Source organism: Adhaeribacter arboris (assembly GCF_003023845.1).
Taxonomy (GTDB): domain Bacteria; phylum Bacteroidota; class Bacteroidia; order Cytophagales; family Hymenobacteraceae; genus Adhaeribacter; species Adhaeribacter arboris.
In genome coordinates this window covers 6,404,210-6,423,397 of sequence record NZ_PYFT01000001.1, presented here as the reverse complement: position 1 = coordinate 6,423,397, position 19,188 = coordinate 6,404,210, and the positions used below count along the sequence as shown (strand labels likewise).

Below are 19,188 nucleotides of genomic sequence, written 5' to 3'. Positions count from 1 at the left end.
GTTCGAGTTCTTGGCGTTTATCTGCTTCACCTTAAAAGCAGTTAATAAGAATCGTTCTCAACGTAGCATTCCTTCAATAGCTTGATTATATTTAAGCCTGGGGAAGAATATTTAAGATTATTTACCTGGCTAAAAATTGCTGCAAAAATTGGCTCTACGCTAATGGATTAATCATGAAAAAATTTATCTTATTCGTTAGTTTGTGGCTGTTGGGCAGCTATACTTTGTTGGGGCAAAATTCTAAATTCACGAAGATTACTACGGGCGATAATTTGGCAAAAAAAATTCCGAATAACCAAAAATACCAGTACCCCGCGTTTAATGCCGGCACCATTACTTACAACAATGGCACTCAGGCGGCGGGTAAATTAAATTATAACTTTTTGCTCGATGAAATTCATTTTATTAGTCCGCAAAACGATACCCTTTCTTTATCCGATGAATATTTAATTAAAATGGTGGTTATCGCGCCGGATACTTTTTATTACCAGGCCAAAATCGGGTACCTGCGAGTAATAGATTACTTTAAACCCATCAACCTGGCCGTGAAGCAAAGTATTCAAGTGCTGCGAAACGGGAAACAAGCCGGCTACGATCAAAATTCGGCGGTTTCTGCCATTCGCCAGTACAGCTATTATACCGATGCAAACGGACAACTAAAGAAACTGGAGCCGAAAGGCAATTTGCTGCTGGTAAAAGAGAATAGCTACTTTATCATCGATAAAAACCGTCTGGTTCATCCGGTTAGCAAGGCTACTCTGTTAAACGCTTTTCCTCTCTATAAAAACGAAATAACGGCGTATATCAAAACGAATAAAATTAACGTGAACCACGAAAAAGCTCTTTTACAATTACTGCACTATTGCCGGAGTTTAACGAACTAGTATTTCGCCCAATTAGTATGATTTATTATACTCTACCGCCCGCGCCCGAATTAGCCCGGTACGTCCGTTTTTTTTGGGTGTTGGAGAGTGAGGCTTCGGTTAGCCAGCCTTACATTCACCGGTCGATGGCGGACGGCTGCGCCGAATTAATTTTTCATTATAAAGGGCAGTTTAACGAATTAGTAGCCGCTGACAAAACAGAAAAATCTTTTACCGCCGGCTTACACGGGCCATCGCAAACGTTCCGGCGGTTTGCTATTGAGCAAGGCTTTGGCATTTTCGGGGTTTATTTGTACCCTTTTGCTTTAACCCAGCTTTTTTCTATTCCGGCCGTGGAAGTTAAAAACCAAATGCCCGATATGGCTAGCTTGCTGGGCGCCGAAGGTAAAGACCTGGAAGATAAAATAATGACGGCGCCGGATAATAATACCCGTAGGCAGCTTCTTTCCGGATTTCTGCAAAAAAAGTTAAGTAAAAATTATATAAAGCAACCGCCGCCGGTTTTTGCGAGCATTCAAGCTATTATTCAGAACAAAGGCTTACTGTCCGTAAACCAGTTAGCCGAACAAGCCAGCCTTTCTCCCCGGCAATTTGAACGTACTTTTAAAACGCATTCCGGTTTTAGCCCGAAGTTATTTTCCCGGATAATTCGTTTTCAGGCGGCCTTAAACGAATACGGCAACCAACAAAAATCCTTGACTCAAATTAGTTACGCCTGTGGTTATTACGACCAATCGCATTTTATTCACGATTTTAAAGAATTTTCGGGTCATCATCCCCGCCTCTATTTTTCGGGTCAATCCGCCGAAAGTGCTTACAGAGATGGCTGAAAAATGTCGGATTTTTCCAATTCTGGAATAATAAAGTGCTTTACCTTGCGCCTAAACTAATTCAAACCCTATGAATATTCCGAACGGACACCAAACAGTCATGCCCTATTTAATGCTGAATAACGCCAGCGCTTTTATCAGCTTTGTGCAGCAAGTATTTAACGCCGAACTTACCCTGGAGCGGAAACGAAACGAGCACCAACTAATGCACGCCGAAGTTCAAATCAATAATTCTACTATTATGTTCTGCGATGCTACCGAGGAGTGGAAAGCCCATACGGCTAATTTGTTTGTGTACGTAGCCAACGCCGACGAAACCTACCAAAAAGCCGTAAACGCCGGGGCCGAAACCATTATGCCTTTATCGAACCAGGATTACGGCCGTACTTGCGGCATAACCGATCCTACCGGTAATGTCTGGTGGATTACTTCTATTCACTAATTTTAAATGGAAATTTTACAAGATAGAATCTTTTAAGATGTATTTGGAAAGATAACAGTAGCTGTTTGTCTTTGGAGCCGGTGCCCGTCTCCAGGTGACGGGGCTATCTTCATTGAGCAGTACCCGGTTTGCCTCGTGGCCGGCGGGTCCCGTTTGGCTCTTCCGGTCTCTAAGCTTCCTTTCCTCCTAATGTCGGAATGCTCAAGCACCGGAACCTTTAAAGGCCCTTCCTAGCCAAATGGCTGTCAGTTGCTAGTAGCTACGGTTTATTTAGCTTCTAATAAAAACATATGCTAAATACAGCTTATTCATTTCAAATAAGTATAAATGATATCTCTTTCAAGGCAGTTTTAAAGAGGAGCTGCCTTGACTTAAACCCCTGAAAAAGCGATGAGACTACGAATGTCCGAAAACACCCATAGTCTCTCTCGGGAATATTTTAAAATAATAAAGTTTTTACGTAATAAGTATTTAGTTGGCAGGTTACAAAACAAGCATCTTTACTGGCTAGTCACGATAAAACCTTTAACTAAAAAGCCGCCAAAATGTTTTTTTCTACTAACTGTTTCCTTAATAAATTACTTTATTGATTAAAATTTTATTGTTAATCAACCCGTTTGTTCTTCCAAAAAATTATTCCAATCACCTACCACTAAATACTATCTAAAGCTTATACGCTTAGCTAAATGTTATACTTTAACCATTTTGTTTTAGTATAGGCCTTACTAATATAGGTATTTTAAATAAAATAAACCAGCCTTCCGTCAAATTTACTTGTTCTTACCACCTTCTTACCCGAAAGTTTTTCCGGCATTTACCAAATTAATATAGATACATGCCAAATAATTTATCAATTTTGCAGCTTGTATACCTTTTAGGTAATTAAAATTTAAACGCATGCATTTAAGCGAACAAGAACTCCGCCGCCGCCACGAACGCGAAGAGCTGGAAAAATTGGGCATTAACCCCTACCCTTCCGAATTATTTGAGGTAAATGCCTGGGCCAAAGAAATAAAAGAAAATTATCACCCGGAACAAAATAATTACCAGCAGGTAGCCTTGGCTGGCCGCCTCATGAGCCGCCGCATCATGGGAAAAGCTTCCTTTGCCGAGCTCATGGATTCCACGGGCCGCATTCAGATTTACGTGTCGCGCGACGATATTGCTCCCGGCGAGAATAAGGATTTGTATAATACTGTATTTAAAAAAATGCTCGATATCGGCGACTTTATCGGCATAAAAGGGTATGTTTTTATCACGCAGGTAGGGGAAATTTCGGTGCACGTTACCGAGTTAAAATTGCTGAGCAAATCTTTAAAACCCTTACCCGTTGTAAAAGAAGTTGTGGATGAGCAAGGCAATAAAATAACCTACGATGCCTTCACTGATCCTGAATTGCGCTACCGCCAACGCTACGTGGACCTGGTGGTAAATCCGGAAGTGCGCAATACTTTTATTAAACGCACCCAGCTCACTAATTCTATGCGTTCTTATTTAAACAACCGCGGTTACTTGGAAGTAGAAACGCCCATTCTGCAGCCTTTATACGGCGGGGCTGCCGCGCGTCCGTTTAAAACCCACCACAATACCCTGGACATGACTTTGTACCTGCGAATAGCGAACGAACTGTATCTAAAGCGGCTAATTGTGGGTGGTTTTGATGGCGTGTACGAATTTTCGAAAGATTTTCGGAACGAAGGCATGAGCCGGTTCCATAATCCGGAATTTACCCAAATGGAGCTGTACGTTGCTTACAAAGATTATTACTGGATGATGGACCTGGTGGAAGAAATGGTGGAAAAAATTACGCTGGATTTGCACGGTACCACCCAAGTTAAAGTAGGCGAAAATATCATTGATTTTAAGCGGCCTTGGCAACGTTTCACCATGTTCGAGGCCATTGCGCATTTTACCAAAATCGATATTGCGGAGATGGAAGAGCCGCAGTTGCGGGAAACTGCCGCGAGCTTAAACATTCATTTAAACCCAAATCTAGGAAAAGGTAAAATCATTGATGAGATATTCGGCGAAATGTGCGAGCCGCACCTGATTCAGCCTACATTTATCACCGATTATCCCGTCGAGATGTCGCCGTTAGCCAAAAAGCACCGCAGTAAACCCGGCTTGGTAGAACGGTTCGAAGCTATTTGCAACGGTAAAGAAATTTGTAATGCTTTCTCGGAACTGAATGACCCCATCGACCAACGCTCTCGTTTTGAAGAACAATTAGAGCTCGGCAAGCGCGGCGACACCGAAGCCATGGTTCTGGATGAGGATTTTTTACGGGCATTGGAGTACGGCATGCCACCAACCGCTGGTTTAGGTATTGGTATTGACCGGTTGAGCATGATCATGACCAACTCTAAATCCATCCAGGATGTATTGTTCTTCCCGCAAATGAAACCCGAAAGAACAGAAGATCAATCAGAAGAATAAAGATTGGTAATGGATAATTAAAAACTTCGGTAAACTTTTGATTGACTCAAGGTTGCTTTACTGCTTTTAGAAGGACTTACTTAAGAGTAGAGCTGTTTTTTTAAAAAATAAAAATTAAGGCCAATAAAAAAGCCTTCCTTTTTGAAGGGAAGGCTTTTTTTGTTGATTAAATAATTTCTTTAGAGTTACTATTATGATAAAAAACGTTTTAAGTTTTCTTCTTTAGCGATTTAACTACATCATAAAATTTACATCCTATTTCTATATCTAATTTGCTAAGAATTCATCAATTTTACTTCACTCTTTACTATTTAATCAACCTTTCTTGTTTATACGGAAAATAAATTCTTAGGGTTTCATCTTTTTTAAGAATGGCCTTGCTCGCCGGCAGCTGATCCACCGGCGCCTTCAGCACCGGCATCGGCTACACCCGCACCACCCGCTTTTTTACCGGCACCACCTGTTGTTCCAGTGCCCGCTGCTGATCCGCCAGCATCACTGTTACCAGTATCGCCGCCTTTACCACCTAAGCCAATAGAACTTAAAATAGCATTGGTATCAATTTTAGAAAGGCTATCCTGGAAAGTTTTTTCCAGATCTTTACTTAGTTTACCGGCGTAGTTTTTCAGGTTTTCTCTGGATACAGTACCGCTATCCGGTGCCATTAATAAACCAGCTACTATTCCTGCACTTGCCCCTGCTAACAAGGCAAGGATAATTTTACCGCTATTGTCTTTCATAGTGTTGTAAGTTTTTAATTTTTTAGTTTTCAATTTCATCATAAATGGCGTTTTACCATTACTTAAAGGATTACTAACGATAATACGTCCAGAATGTTTTAATTATCCAAATGTAAGAACTTTGTAAAATATTCCTACTTCTGATAAATTCCAGATTAGATTTCTTCGATTATCCGGCGCAGCTCTTTTTTGCCTTTTCCTAATTTAAATTCCAGGTTACCCAAAAACTTATCTTCTTCTCCTTCTACGTACGCCAAGTCTTCATCGGTTAAATCGCCGTATTTGGTTTTCAAACGACCTTTAACCTCGTCCCAGACTCCCTGCATTTTCAAACTACTACCGGTATCAGTAATATTCTCGCCTTCTAACCGACGCATCAGTTTCCGGACGGCATCCTCTAACTGATCACCGTAATCTAAAGCTTTGTTTCTCAGAGCACTAATTGTATCTTTACCTGATTCAGGCGCCATTAATAAGCCGGCAATAAGTCCGGCGCTTAGTCCGGCAACGGCGGCTAATATTACTTTACCGCTTTTGTCTTTTACTCTCAACATCATAGTTTTATTAATTTTAGGTTTTAATTTTTAGAATAGACTAAAAAAATTATAACTAAAAAATAGCCGTTGCATGAACAACTATCGGGCAATGTATTAATTGCACTCTCTATACGCTACAATACTTTAATAGTTAAGCCACAAGTATATTAGTGAACAAAGAGAATATAAATTGGTAAATTATTTTTTTACCATAGAGCCTGGTTATCTGAAACAACTTGCTTTTTACTTGGTTAGATACTCTATGAGTCTGTAAAATTTTTAAAACATTTTTACTAATATTAATCGGCCCTAATACTGCTATACAATTACCTATAAATCTAATGCTATACTTCCGGTGAAATTCGCGGAATTAAAATATAACTTGGTTCAGAAAAATAGGTTTGTTCTTTAACTAACCAGAGCCAATTACAACTTCGGTGCTGAAAGATTATATAGGTTAGCTCCCAATATTTATAAATGCTGACGGGAACGCTAAAAATTATTGTACCTTAATGCTTATTTGCAAGTATACCCCTTATCTTTCCGCTTACTAAATACGATAAAATGGAGCAAAAATATTTTAAGCAGACTAAACCTTTCCGGGTACCCACTATTGATAATAAGTTAATTGAGGAACATTTTGGTCTTGCTTCTACCCGATCAGCTAAGTTTAGTATAGCCCATATGATTGCGCCGCCGCATTGGAGCGAGCCACACCAGGAACCGGAATTTGATGAAATTACCATTGTTATCCGCGGCCGTAAGCAGATTGAAGTAGACGGCGAAGTAATTGAATTAACCGCCGGCGAAACGCTCCTGGTAAAATCAGGGGCAAGAGTAAAGTATTCCAATCCTTTCGACGAAGAAACGGAATATTGGTCGGTGTGCGTACCCGCTTTTGATATAAGTACGGTACACCGGGAAGGAGAATAAATAGGTTGCAGGTTATACGTTGCAAATTGCAAGTTACAAATTAAGCGGTGGGTACACTATTAAAAGGTAATACCAATCTTCCCGTACAAGGGAAACTCGTTTTAACTTATAATTCCTTTTTGTAATTTAGGAGGTTCTGTCTGAGAATATCATTTGAAATAAATTAAATGCATTTACTAAATACTATTATGGTAGTAAGCTCCAACTACGAGCAATTGACACCCGCCCGGAAGAGTCAAACGAAGCCCGCCGGCCAGGAGGCAAACAGCCTACTTCTCAAACCGCATCCGCGCCGCAGAATGGAGCCTGAAAAAGGCTCCAAAGACAAAGAACAAATAAGCCTCTTTTATTCAATCCAGTATAAGAGATAATTTACAAAGATTGATATAGGTTAGTAGAAAAACCAAAGAAGCGGCAAATAGCTATTTGCCGCTTCTTTGGTGTAATTATGTAAGAGATCTATCTACTCATTTGAGCTACTACTTCTTCTGAAATACCTACGCTTGAAAATCCCCCGTCGTGCATTAAATTTTGCATGGTAACCATACGGGTTAAATCCGAGAACAAGGTAATGCAATAATTAGCGCAATCTTCGGCACTGGCATTGCCCAACGCCGACATTTTATCGGCGTATTCATAGAAAGCATCGAAACCTCCTACGCCGGTACCCGCCGTAGTTTTAGTCGGCGACTGAGAAATGGTGTTTACCCGTACTTTTTTAAGTTTAGCGAAACGATACCCGTATGAACGGGCAATAGATTCTAACATGGCTTTTGCCTGGGCCATGTCGGTATAATCCGGGAACACGCGTTGAGCCGCAATATACGACAGGGCTACAATAGAACCCCACTCATTCATGGCGTCTTGCTTTTCCGCCACATGCATTACTTTATGAAACGATAAAGCCGATACATCCAAAGTCTTCTGAAACCATTCGTAATTTAAGTCGCCGTAAGCTTTACTTTTCCGGATATTTGGGCTCATGCCAATAGAGTGCAACACAAAGTCAATTTTACCACCCAAAATTTCCTGAGCCTGGGTAAACAAATTTTGCAGGTCTTCCACGGAAGTTGCATCCGCCGGAATAATTTGCGCCTGGCATTCTTCGGCCAGTTTTTTTATTTCTCCCATCCGCATGGCCAAAGGAGCATTCGTTAAAACAAATTCTGCTCCTTCCTGGCGGGCACGCTGTGCTACTTTCCAAGCAATTGATTTTTCGTCGAGGGCACCAAATATAATCCCTTTTTTACCTTGCAGCAGGTTATACGCCATAGTGTGTATCGTTAGAAGTTTAATTTAGGTGAATTGGTTTCTTAAAGAACCATTCTGTGCCACAATATTACCAAATCTGCGCAAATGATATACTACCTTAGCAAATTTTTCGAGCTTTAAAGTCTGAATTGCGGATTTCCGCGGATTGCACGGATTCTTAATTGTATAGGTGGTGTGAAAATACATCCACATTCGCAGAGCAATTTTGGCATTACCTAACTCTATGTTTATTATTCTTACAAACTACCCAAAATAATCTGTGTAATCCGCGTAAATCTGCGATTCAGGCATCCTAAAGGGCTAATAACTCCCGGGCGCTTTGGAAGGCATGGTTACTCGGGTTAGCCCCGGCAATCATAATCGCAATTTCTTTTACCCGTTCTTCTTCACTTAATTCCCGGATGCGGCTAATAGTACGATCGGCCCGATCTTCTTTATACACAAAATAATGCGCATTACCTTGCGCCGCCATTTGCGGCAAATGCGATATCGCAATTAACTGGTGCTTTTTAGCCATTTGCTGCATCATCTTCCCTACTTTTACCGCAATTTCCCCGGAAATACCGGTATCTATTTCGTCGAAAATAATAGTGGGCAAAGCGGTTTTATCGGCCAGAAGATATTTTACACAAAGCATTAGCCGGGAGAATTCACCTCCCGATGCTGCTTTGCTTAAAGTTTGCGGTGCTGATCCTTTATTCGCACTAAATAAAATACTGATGACATCTATTCCGGTAGCCGTAGGTGAACCGGTTCCGTGCTGAAAAACAATCCGGGCATTAGGCATTCCCAGTTCGGCGAGTAAAGCGTGTATTTCTTCCTGAAACTTAGGAAAAACCAACTGCCGCGATTCAGAAAGCTGACCAGCTAACTGCGTTACTTGTTCGTAAGCAATATCCATTTGCTTTTTAGTGCGACTAATGGATTCATCGAGGTTTAATACGCTGCTTACTTTTTGCTGCAAATCCGCTTGAATTTGCAATAATTCAGCATTATCCCGGGCCTGGTGTTTGCGCTGTAAGTTGTAGATAAGCGTTAAGCGTTCCTGGGTTTGTTCTGCTTTTTCCGGATCGGCTTCGGTCCTCCGTTCGGCTGTTTCTACTTCTGCCGCAATATCATTTATTTCAATCAGGCAAGAATCTAAGCGTTCTTTTAATTCCTGGAAATGTTCGCCATAAGGTGTTACCTGGTTCAGCAAATAAGAAGCATCTTTCAACGAAACAGCTACATTGTATTCCGATTCCGACAGATATTGTAGAGCCTGGCTCAGCTTTAATTTAATTTCTTCGGCGTGCTCCAGTTGTTTTAGTTGCGTTTCGAGTTCTTCTTGTTCGTTCTCAACCAGTTTTGCTTCTTCCAGTTCGTTCAGCAGGAAAGTATTATAATCTAGTTCTTTTTGGGCTTGCGCTAGTTCGGCTTCCAGCTTCTTATAATCACTTTCCAGTTTTTTGTACTGCCGATAGGTGTTTTGATAGTGTTCTTTTATTCCATTATTTCCCGCGTACAGGTCCACTATATTTAATTGAAAAGCGGTATCACCCAGCAAAAGCGTATCGTGCTGCGAATGAATATCCATTAGGTTAGCGCCAATAGTACGTAGGGCATCCAGAGTTACCGGAGTATCATTGATAAAAGCCCGGGATTTTCCGGTGGGAGTAATTTCCCGACGCAAAATACACTGGCTATCGTAATCTACATCTTCCTTGTTAAACAATTCTTCGAGATTATACGACGAAATATCAAAAATTCCTTCTACCACACATTTTTCGGCGGTATTAAAGAGCACCTTGGTATCTGCCCGATTACCCAGCAACAAACCAATTGCTCCCAGCATAATCGACTTTCCGGCCCCCGTTTCCCCCGTAATTATATTCAGCAACGGCGAAGGTTGCAGCTCTAATTGCTCAATTAAAGCGTAATTCTTTATCCGTAAATTAACCAGCATTCTTTAGTATAATGTTTCTTGGTCGTATACCACCTCCCTTACGTCGTTTGGCGAAATACGGTGCAAATTAAAGCGGGCATCTTTCAGTAATAATTCCGAAGCCGATAAAACTTCCAGAGAGCCACTAAGTACCCGATTATTATTTAAAATTACTTGTATCTTCCGGCCCAATAAATCGTCTGATTTGTTTAGTAAATCTTTCTGACCGATTCGGAATTGCCGTTTACCCACGCTTTATTGAGTTAAAAGTTATGCGTTTAGAGTTATGAGTTAACGCTTAACTAAATATGTATATAAATATTTGTTAATTAAAAATAGAATATCAGGTCCGATTTGGAATACAGGCGTAGATTTTAAATAAAACAATGTCCGTTCTGTTGCCGCTAGATGCTTTTACAAACAACTTAACGGTAAAAGTATAGTAAGCTGGGTTAGATCTAAGTTATAGTCAAAAACATAACTTATAACTTTAAACTTATAACTCTTAACTTACTTACCTATTTTTGCAATAATACTTGGTATTTAGTAATATTAGTAGGATCTAATTCGGACAAAATAGCGTATACTGCTTGTTTATCGCCGGGAGCACCGCCTTTAAAAACAGAAACAATCTCGTCGGATTTAGCGTCGAAAAACGATCGGATAATAGCGGTACCCGGCCTACGCTGCGCTACCTGCTGAATACTTTTGATTGCCTTTAGTATATTCGTGCGGGCATCGGCCGGTTTCTGAATAAAAATATCCATTCCCTGCCGGAAGTAATTGTATACCGCCGTCCGGAAAGGTTCTATCTGTGGGTCCTGCAAATTAGTTAGCAACCAATACCGGTTACGCGTATCTTCAAAGGCTTTCCAGCCCGGTGCATTTAAATTTTGAGCCGCCACATTGTTTAGCACATTTGTTGCCCGGTCGTACATAGCCGAACCACCTAACCGCGAAAAACTATCGTTATCCAACCCAATCATCAGGTAAGAATAAAAAGTAAGCAATGAAGCCAATTGAGAGGTATACGAATTTTCCGAAAATTGCAGCGGCTGAGCATCGTTGTATTCAAAAGCCCAATCTTTATCGAAGAAAGAAAGTACCGTAGTTTCGTAACCCGTACCATAGACTGGCCGGGCAGAAAGTATTTGAACCGTAGCCGTATAGTTCCCTATCGTCGGAACACTGGTAATGGTTATCAGCATCCGGGCTTGAATGCGTTCTTCTGGTTTATATAAAGTAGAAGTCCAGCGCTGATTATTAATAAAATTAAAGATATCGCGCTGCATATCCCGGAAAACCCGTTTATCAGTTACCGTTACCTGGTCGTCGTTAATAATTACCTCGCATTGTAGTTCTTGCGCTGTAACACTATAAGCTAAAAAGAAGCTTAAGGCAAGAGCAAACACGTATTTAAGCATGTATTTTTTCACTTATAAATCGTACAATATCGCGGGCTACTTCGTTTTTCGGCTTTAACTCAAATTTAGTAATTTTATTTTTTTCGATGATCGAAATCTTATTCGTATCGTGCTGAAAGCCGGCGCCCGAATCGTTCAGAGAATTAAGAATAACTAAATCAAAATTTTTCTTTACCAGCTTGGCTCGGGCATTTTCTATTTCCTGGTCCGTTTCCAGGGCAAAACCCACCGAAAGCTGATTTGGTTTTTTGGTTTGACCCAAGGTAGCTGCTATATCAACGTTTTTTACCATCTCAATTGTTAAAATATCTTCGTTTTTTTTTATTTTACTAAGAGATGGTTTTTTCGGACGGTAATCGGCCACGGCGGCGGCAAATACCCAAATAGTTGCCTGTTCGGCCAATTGTCGGCATTGCTGGTACATTTGTTCGGCGGAGATTACCGGAAAAGTTTTTATAAGGGGATGATGTGCCTTTAAAGCAGTTGGACCAGATACTAAATACACTATTGCTCCTTCTTCCGCTAAACACTCGGCTAAAGCGTAGCCCATTTTACCCGTAGAATGATTGCTGATATAACGGACCGGATCGAGCGCTTCCTGGGTAGGACCGGCCGTAAGCAGAACAGTTTTACCTTTAAGCAATGGCACTGACTTCAAAATGTTTTTGGAGAACTTCGAGTATTTCTTCCGGCTCAGCTAGTCGTCCCTGCCCTTCTAATCCGCTGGCTAACTCGCCGTAACTGGCTTCAATTATGGTATTTCCATAGGAACGGAGCTTTGCAAAATTACTTTGTACTGCCGGATGGGCATACATATCTAAATCCATTGCCGGCGCCCAGAATACCGGACAGCGCGCGGAAAGATAAGTGGCGGTAAGTAAGTTGTCACAAAATCCGTTAGCTGCTTTGGCAATGGTATTGGCACTGGCTGGTGCTACCAGCAAGGCATCGGCCCACAAACCCAAAGCTACGTGGTTTGTCCATTGTCCGCTGGACTCGTCCTGCACAAAATTAGTAAGAACCGGGCGCTTCGAAAGCGTAGCTAAAGTTAAAGGCGTAATAAAAGCAGAAGCAGAAGCCGTAAGTATTATTTGTACTTCCGCTTCTGCTTTTACTAATAAACGCGTGAGTAGCGCTGCTTTGTAAGCCGCAATACTCCCGCATACTCCTAAAATAATTTTCTTATGCCGCAGCATGCAGCTTTTTATAAACCAGAAGTTTCTTCTTCCATATCTGGCCGACGGAAAAACACTTTACCTTCCAAGAATTCTTCGATGGCCAGGTTAGTAGGTTTTGGCATCCGCTCGTAGTACTTAGAAATTTCTATTTGCTCGCGGTTTTCAAAAATTTCTTCTAAGTTATCAACGGTAGTAGCAAATTCGGCTAATTTAGAGTTTAACTCTTCTTTAATTTTAACCGAAATCTGGTTTGCTCTTTTTGAGATAATTGCTACTGATTCGTATACGTTACCCGTTTCGTTGGCGAAATCGGCCATATTGCGGGTAATAATGGATGATGATACTGCCATATATTTAGTTTATTGTTGTAAGGTTAAAAGGTTGAAAAGTTGCAAGTTATAGGTTACAAGTTGGGTAAAAATCAATTAAAGCACCATTTGTATTATTACATTCTATCAACCTAGCTAACTCAATTATTATAAAATTTATTCTATTTACTTCTTAATTAACGGTTTATAAGCAGCTAACGTAAAACGTACTACTAAATAACATAAGACCTAATACCTATTTACTAGCTGTATTAGCTGCTTTAGCAGGAGATTCTTTTAGTCTTTCCAGTTGTTTAACGCTTTTATCATAGAAGTTTTCGGCGTCTTTCAGGTATTTGCTTTTGGGGTATTTATCTACTAAATCCTGATAAAAAGCTACTGCTTCGAAATAACGTTCGCGCTGTTTTTCTGTTACACTGCGCTCAGCCAAATTATATTGAGCTTCCAATTTCAGGAACAAAGCCTCTTCGTTATAATTAGAAGAAGGAAAACTTCGCTGAAAATTATTAAAGGCGGTAACGGCTGCCTGGTAGTAACGCATAGAGGCGTAAATCCGGGCACTTTCAAAAGCTTTCCGCTCTACTTTCGCCGAAAGTTCCTGGTACATTTTATCTGCTTCGTCTTTCATTTTACTGGCCGGATACCGATTCAGGAAATCCTGAATAGCTTCAATGGCCGTGTAAGTGCTGGTTTGGTCGAGATTAAAAGTCGGAGAATCGCGGTACAACGATTTAGCGTGCATAAAAAGCGCCTCCTCGGCATATTCGCTACGGGGGTACGTATCGTAAAAAGATTTAAAGTGAAACGCACTTAAAGGATAAGACCGCTGGTAAAATTGGGTGTAAGCAAAATAAAACTGGGCCTTCTCCGCCTCTGGTCTTCCTTTTAAAACCGGAATTAACTCTTCCAGCAAAGTACTGGCCCGGTAATAATCCTGCTTTTCATAATATTTTAAGGCAGCTTCGTATTTTTTTTCAGCACTGGTGCTTTTCAGGATTTTGTTGTAATCGCTGCAGGCACTTAATACCAGCGTAAAAAAGGCAAGTATAACTCCTATGTATGAGATTCTAGTCATGGATGGACAAAATTAGAAAAATTAGTTCCTATATGCAAGCTGTTTCAACTGGTAGTAGAACGGCTTACTTGCAAAATTCTATTGTAGGTTCGGCTTTTGGTTCTTTTTAAACAGCGATTTCTTACGGGTTGGTTCCGTTTTTATGGCAGATGCTTTTTCTGGCTTAGGGGTTGCCTGCTTGGGCGTTCTCTTGGCTAAAACCATTTCCTTGGTGGGCTGTTCTTCGATGCGCCAACTAAAACCTTTTAAGCGTTTATCTGGCTCTTTTAGCTCGTGGGGCGGAATAAAACTAGCTTCCGCATTTGTGAGTAAGGATACAGTATTTAGTTTACTATCTTTAAATCTTAAAACTAAATCACTGGAAATGCTGCGGTTCATTCCGGTAACTGCCGTATCTCCTTCTAAAGCAAAATAAATGCTCTCGCCGTTTCCGTTTACATTTACTTTAGCCAGCTTCCCTTCCTTAAAAAAAGCTTCCATATTCCGGCCTTTTACCTGGTTAAAATTTTGAAGCGTATCTTCCGATATAATAAACGCGTTACTATATAGGTTCATCCGGTCCAAAGTTTTACGGCGAATAAATATTTCCATACTATCGGCCACTAATTGACTTTTCTCGCTCCATACAATCGGGTTCCGGTTCAGGTACATAATAGAATCGTTCACGCTATACGTAAGCGAGTCACATTTTCCCTGTAAGTCAGATTTATAGATGCGCACATCGTAATACGCATAAATAAAATCTTTCAACTTAGGATCTTTTTGTTTCGCCACTTTATCATGATTGATAGCAATTAAGGTATCCCCGGACACATATAAAGTATCTTCTGAAACCAATGATCGCATTACCGGGCTTCCGTAAACCTTTGTTTTACCAATATTTTTCCAGCTTTGTAAAATTTGGCCGGTGATAACCGTTTTATTATCCGGGTCTTTCGAGGTTAATTTAACCTTGCCACTAGCGTATAAATATTGCGCCGCCCGATCATAAACGGAGTAATCCGCATCCACGAGGTAATCCGGAGTTTCCACCCGCGAACCCCTAAAAATGGATTCTTTCGTAACCGTATTGTACGTTCCGCCTTTAGCGGTTAGTAATCCATCTTCGTTTTTAATTTGCGTAGGCGCCACAAAAAAAACCAGCTTACTTTGCGTATTGTACTGCAGGGTATCGGAGGTTATATCGGCGTCGGGACTGATTAAATGTACATTTCCTTTAAAAGCCAGCAATTTGGTAATGGTATTGTAATAGCCAAACTGACTCGTAAGAGTGTTACTTTCTTCCAGAATAGTTCCTCCTTCAGTGTACCGCGACGTTTTAGCCACCATATCATAAAACAACGAAGGAGTAGTTAAGGTCATTTTTTCGTCGCGCAGGTTTACATTCCCCCGAAAAGTAGCATTTCGCTTATTCCCATCGTAAACGGCCGTGTTACTGGTTATTACTAAGGTGCCTTGGGTTACCCGAACGTTGCTGAAAACTTCTACAGTGTTGGTTTCGCGGTATAGATGCGCGGAATCGCAGTACAAATCGGTTTCTTTCTGTTTTAAGTGGACATTTGAAATTAACCGATTAAACCGTACGCCATTTTTCACTCCGCCCTGTAAAGAACCGGCACCCACTAATTGAATTTGTTCCTGCTGCGCGTAAACAGAAAAGGAAGTTAGTAAGAGAAAGATAAGAGAATAAAATATCTTTGTGTGTTTCATCCAAAATTATAATTGCCGCAAAATTAGTAAAATTACTTTTAGTCTTTTATGGTTCAGAAAGTTTTAGCCTTTGTGCAGCAACATCAGCTCTTTGCCTCCAACCAAAAAATTATAGCAGCGGTAAGCGGCGGAATAGACTCTGTAGTATTATGCGATATCTTATCTGAATTAAAAGTAAATTTTGCTATAGCGCATTGTAATTTTGGCTTACGGGCCGAAGAATCGGATGCCGATGAGCTTTTTGTAAGAAAACTGGCCAAAAAATATAATGTTCCTTTTTTCAGTGAACAGTTTAATACCAAAGCTTTTGCTACCCAAGAAAAAATTTCTACGCAAATGGCCGCTCGTACTTTACGGTACAACTGGTTCGAGAAATTGCGCCAACAACATAGTTACGACCTGATAGCCGTTGCTCATCACCAAAACGATTCCGTTGAAACTATTTTACTTAATCTTACTCGTGGTACGGGCTTACCCGGTTTACACGGCATTGCGCCTAAAAATGGCTCCCTCATCCGGCCCTTACTTTGCCTGCAAAAAGACGATATCTACGATTATGTAACCGCCCAGCAACTTATCTGGCGCGAAGATTCTTCGAACGAAACTACCTTATACCAGCGCAATAAAATCCGGCACGAAGTTATTCCGGTACTCAAGCAACTCAACCCTAACCTGGAACACACCATGCAACAAACCGCGGCAAAAATTAATGCAGCCGAAATAATTGTGCGTGACCATGTTCAGAAAATCAGGGAACAAGCTCTCCGCTCAGAAAACGGAATCTCTTACTTAAATATTGCTGCTTTGCCGGATACCGAAGCGCTGCCATTAATTTTATTTGAGTTGTTACAGCCCTACGCGTTTACTTTTGAGGTAACCCAAATGATTATACCGGCTTTAAATGGAGAATCCGGTAAAATCTTTTCATCCGCTACGCATACTCTGGTGAAAGACCGGGCCCAACTGGTAATTACTTCTAAAGATACGGAAGCTTTTGGCAGCTATGAATTAGGAGCCGGTCAAACGGAATGGATAATGCCCGAATTGCATCTAAGGCTTAACTCTGTACCTGCTCTTCATTATAAAATTAACTCTAATAAAAAATTAGCGGCTCTGGATGCCGGATTGTTGCAATTTCCGTTAAAAATCCGCCCCTGGAAAGAAGGTGATTGGTTTGTACCACTGGGAATGAATGGCAAAAAGAAAATCAGTGATTTTTTAATTGACGAGAAAATACCGGTAAATCTAAAATCTACCATCAAAGTGCTCTTATCGGCAAATTCCATTATGTGGGTAATCGGCCACCGGCTCGACAACCGGTTTAAAGTAACTCCTAAAACGGAACAAGTACTGGAAATTAAAATATTGTAAAGTTTAATCTGAGGATTAACAGAATGGTAATGTATAAGGATAAAGCCGAACATTTTGGTGACTCTTTTCTATTAAATTATTTCCCTTTCTTCTAAAAATAAAACTCGACAATCCAATTTTATAAAACAATACTATATTTTACCTAAACTTTCCCCGGAAATAAATCTAACAAAACATTTTCCGTTACGCTTTTTTTATAATTTTACGACCTCTAAAATCTAAACCGTTCCATCTTAATCTGTTTATACCATGAAAGTAACTGTTGTAGGAGCCGGAAATGTGGGTGCTACTTGTGCCGATGTGCTGGCTTACCGCGAAATTGCCAATGAAGTAGTGTTAGTAGATATTAAAGAAGGTTTTGCCGAAGGTAAAGCGCTGGACATTTGGCAAAAATCACCCATAAACCTGTACGATACCCGTACGGTGGGTGTCACGAATGATTACTCCCGCACTGCCGATTCGGATATTGTGGTAATTACTTCTGGCTTACCTCGTAAACCGGGCATGACCCGCGATGACTTAATTTCAACTAACGCCGGCATTGTACAATCAGTTACGGAAAATGTCATTCAGCACTCGCCGAATGCTATTATTATCGTGGTATCTAACCCATTAGACGTTATGACTTACGCGGCGCATTTAACCGCTAAGTTGCCTCGCACCAAAGTAATGGGAATGGCCGGTATTTTAGATACTGCCCGTTACCGGGCTTTCTTGGCCGAAGCTTTAAATGTATCTCCTAAAGATATTCAGGCAGTATTACTAGGTGGTCACGGCGATACCATGGTTCCCCTACCGCGCTATACAACCGTGGGCGGTATTCCGGTAACCGAATTAATTGAGGAAGCTACCTTAAACGCTATTATTGAACGTACTAAAAATGGGGGCGGCGAACTGGTAAAATTAATGGGTACCTCGGCCTGGTATGCACCTGGCTCCGCGGCAGCTCAAATGGTAGAAGCCATTGCCCGGGATCAAAAACGCATCTTCCCGGTTTGCATTAAGCTGGAAGGCGAATATGGTATTACGGGCACTTACCTGGGTGTACCGGTAGTATTAGGTAAAAAAGGCGTGGAAAAAGTAATTGAATTACAACTGAACGACGAAGAAATGACTTTACTGCGCAACTCTGAAAAGCACGTACGCGAGGTAATGGAAGTATTAGATAGTATGACGGCTTCTAAATCGTAATGCTATTTTCGCGTTATTGAAAACAAAAAGCATGACTTTAGTCGTGCTTTTTGTTTTAAATGCATGTCAGAGAAAAAAAATATTTTTAGATGTAGCTCCGAATTATACCTTTCGCTAAGTATCTTAAATTATTTTTCTGCTAATTTTCACTTGCTTAATTAATCTGCCGGCCTATTTTGCAGCTTTTTTGGCACGAAAACGTACAGTCACTATCTCCAAGAATATATAAATATATTTTGTAACGAATTTTAATCATAAAATAACCAGCACAACTAGATTGTGCCTTTACCTTTACCACAACGTATTTACTTGAATTAGCCGAAAAAAATAAATCATTAAATAGAATTAAGCCTAAGACCATAATTGGAATACTATTGATTGGAAGCTATTTCCCAGGTTTATTGCTTTATTCTATTGAACAAGTTAATTTTTCGGCTTAGTCTATAAAAGCTACACGATGACCCGGACAGTACTGAACTCGGTTTTGCTGATTGATGATGATGCTATAAGTAATTTCTTAAACACTCGTCTGTTAAAAGAAATGCAAGTTACCCGAAACATTAAAGTAACTTTAAATGGCGAAGAAGCTTTACAGTTTTTGCAGCAAGAAAAAGCCGCCAATCACCCTTTTCCGGAGTTAATTCTCTTAGATATAAATATGCCCGTAATGAACGGCTTTGAGTTTTTAGAAGCTTTCCGGGAAGTGGCAGATGAAAATAACCATTCCGTCATAATTATTTTAACTACTTCTACTAACACCCGTGATTTTGAGCAACTACAACGTTACGCTGAAGTGGAAATTTACCTGAGCAAACCTCTTACCGAAGAAAATTTACAATACATTTTATATAAGCACTTTCCGGAAGATTAAGTAATTTTCCTTAAGACGCGTAGGGTAATAGGGCTCCTTTTT

Annotated in this window: 20 protein-coding genes; 9 read left to right on the top strand and 11 right to left on the bottom strand. The window is 40.5% G+C overall.

Features of this window, described 5'->3' with window-relative positions:
• Nucleotides 1-173 precede the first annotated feature (173 nt).
• The 4 genes from AHMF7605_RS25995 (at nucleotide 174) to lysS (ending at nucleotide 4,592) form a co-directional block, all read left to right on the top strand.
• Nucleotides 174-884, top strand: coding sequence for a hypothetical protein (locus tag AHMF7605_RS25995; RefSeq protein ID WP_106932868.1), 711 nt, complete (start codon nucleotides 174-176; stop codon nucleotides 882-884).
• A gap of 17 nt (nucleotides 885-901) precedes the next feature.
• Nucleotides 902-1,714, top strand: a complete 813-nt coding sequence (locus AHMF7605_RS25990) for a helix-turn-helix transcriptional regulator (protein WP_106932867.1) — start codon at nucleotides 902-904, stop codon at nucleotides 1,712-1,714.
• 70 nt (nucleotides 1,715-1,784) lie between these two features.
• Nucleotides 1,785-2,156, top strand: coding sequence for a VOC family protein (locus AHMF7605_RS25985; RefSeq protein WP_106932866.1), 372 nt, complete (start codon nucleotides 1,785-1,787; stop codon nucleotides 2,154-2,156).
• A gap of 897 nt (nucleotides 2,157-3,053) precedes the next feature.
• Nucleotides 3,054-4,592 (top strand): lysine--tRNA ligase, encoded by a 1,539-nt coding sequence (lysS, locus tag AHMF7605_RS25980; protein WP_106932865.1) that lies wholly within the window; start codon nucleotides 3,054-3,056, stop codon nucleotides 4,590-4,592.
• A gap of 365 nt (nucleotides 4,593-4,957) precedes the next feature.
• Here lysS and AHMF7605_RS30870 read toward each other — a convergent pair whose 3' ends face one another.
• Entirely contained in the window at nucleotides 4,958-5,332 is a 375-nt protein-coding gene (locus tag AHMF7605_RS30870) for a YtxH domain-containing protein (RefSeq protein WP_262512373.1), read from the bottom strand.
• Nucleotides 5,333-5,487: 155 nt separating this feature from the next.
• Entirely contained in the window at nucleotides 5,488-5,889 is a 402-nt protein-coding gene (locus AHMF7605_RS31005) for a YtxH domain-containing protein (protein ID WP_106932864.1), read from the bottom strand.
• Between the two features lie 543 nt (nucleotides 5,890-6,432).
• Between AHMF7605_RS31005 and AHMF7605_RS25965 the strand changes: the two genes are divergently transcribed.
• Both AHMF7605_RS25965 and AHMF7605_RS25960 read left to right on the top strand, forming a co-directional pair.
• Nucleotides 6,433-6,801 (top strand): cupin domain-containing protein, encoded by a 369-nt coding sequence (locus AHMF7605_RS25965; protein WP_106932863.1) that lies wholly within the window; start codon nucleotides 6,433-6,435, stop codon nucleotides 6,799-6,801.
• A 167-nt stretch (nucleotides 6,802-6,968) separates the two neighbouring features.
• Nucleotides 6,969-7,172 (top strand): hypothetical protein, encoded by a 204-nt coding sequence (locus AHMF7605_RS25960; RefSeq protein WP_158267621.1) that lies wholly within the window; start codon nucleotides 6,969-6,971, stop codon nucleotides 7,170-7,172.
• 88 nt (nucleotides 7,173-7,260) lie between these two features.
• Here the strand turns inward: AHMF7605_RS25960 and AHMF7605_RS25955 are convergent, their stop codons facing one another.
• From AHMF7605_RS25955 to AHMF7605_RS25915, 9 genes are all read right to left on the bottom strand, one after another.
• A complete protein-coding gene (locus tag AHMF7605_RS25955; RefSeq protein WP_106932861.1) occupies nucleotides 7,261-8,073 on the bottom strand; it encodes an enoyl-ACP reductase FabI in 813 nt (270 codons plus the stop codon).
• Nucleotides 8,074-8,365: 292 nt separating this feature from the next.
• On the bottom strand, nucleotides 8,366-10,018 hold the full coding sequence (gene recN / locus AHMF7605_RS25950; protein WP_106932860.1) for a DNA repair protein RecN: 1,653 nt from the start codon (nucleotides 10,016-10,018) through the stop codon (nucleotides 8,366-8,368).
• Between the two features lie 3 nt (nucleotides 10,019-10,021).
• On the bottom strand, nucleotides 10,022-10,249 hold the full coding sequence (locus tag AHMF7605_RS25945) for a hypothetical protein (protein WP_106932859.1): 228 nt from the start codon (nucleotides 10,247-10,249) through the stop codon (nucleotides 10,022-10,024).
• Nucleotides 10,250-10,515: 266 nt separating this feature from the next.
• A complete protein-coding gene (porD, locus tag AHMF7605_RS25940) occupies nucleotides 10,516-11,421 on the bottom strand; it encodes a type IX secretion system protein PorD (RefSeq protein ID WP_106932858.1) in 906 nt (301 codons plus the stop codon).
• Nucleotides 11,414-12,070 carry a phosphopantothenoylcysteine decarboxylase domain-containing protein gene (locus AHMF7605_RS31000; protein ID WP_106932857.1) on the bottom strand — a complete coding sequence of 219 codons (657 nt, stop codon included), beginning with the start codon at nucleotides 12,068-12,070 and terminating at the stop codon, nucleotides 11,414-11,416. The genes porD and AHMF7605_RS31000 overlap by 8 nt, the downstream gene beginning before the upstream one ends.
• Complete coding sequence (locus AHMF7605_RS30995; protein WP_106932856.1) at nucleotides 12,057-12,617, bottom strand: flavoprotein; 561 nt, start codon at nucleotides 12,615-12,617, stop codon at nucleotides 12,057-12,059. Before AHMF7605_RS30995 ends, AHMF7605_RS31000 begins: the two co-directional genes overlap by 14 nt.
• Nucleotides 12,618-12,625: 8 nt before the next feature.
• Nucleotides 12,626-12,949 carry a DNA-directed RNA polymerase subunit omega gene (locus AHMF7605_RS25925; RefSeq protein WP_106932855.1) on the bottom strand — a complete coding sequence of 108 codons (324 nt, stop codon included), beginning with the start codon at nucleotides 12,947-12,949 and terminating at the stop codon, nucleotides 12,626-12,628.
• 214 nt (nucleotides 12,950-13,163) lie between these two features.
• Nucleotides 13,164-14,003: an outer membrane protein assembly factor BamD gene (locus AHMF7605_RS25920; RefSeq protein ID WP_106932854.1), complete on the bottom strand. Its 840-nt coding sequence runs from the start codon at nucleotides 14,001-14,003 to the stop codon at nucleotides 13,164-13,166.
• 78 nt (nucleotides 14,004-14,081) lie between these two features.
• Nucleotides 14,082-15,713 (bottom strand): OstA-like protein, encoded by a 1,632-nt coding sequence (locus tag AHMF7605_RS25915; protein WP_106932853.1) that lies wholly within the window; start codon nucleotides 15,711-15,713, stop codon nucleotides 14,082-14,084.
• A 48-nt stretch (nucleotides 15,714-15,761) separates the two neighbouring features.
• Between AHMF7605_RS25915 and tilS the strand changes: the two genes are divergently transcribed.
• From tilS to AHMF7605_RS25900, 3 genes are all read left to right on the top strand, one after another.
• Nucleotides 15,762-17,084, top strand: coding sequence for a tRNA lysidine(34) synthetase TilS (tilS, locus tag AHMF7605_RS25910; RefSeq protein WP_106932852.1), 1,323 nt, complete (start codon nucleotides 15,762-15,764; stop codon nucleotides 17,082-17,084).
• Nucleotides 17,085-17,333: 249 nt separating this feature from the next.
• Nucleotides 17,334-18,275, top strand: a complete 942-nt coding sequence (mdh, locus tag AHMF7605_RS25905; RefSeq protein WP_106932851.1) for a malate dehydrogenase — start codon at nucleotides 17,334-17,336, stop codon at nucleotides 18,273-18,275.
• Between the two features lie 457 nt (nucleotides 18,276-18,732).
• Nucleotides 18,733-19,146 (top strand): response regulator, encoded by a 414-nt coding sequence (locus AHMF7605_RS25900; protein ID WP_106932850.1) that lies wholly within the window; start codon nucleotides 18,733-18,735, stop codon nucleotides 19,144-19,146.
• Nucleotides 19,147-19,188 lie beyond the last annotated feature (42 nt).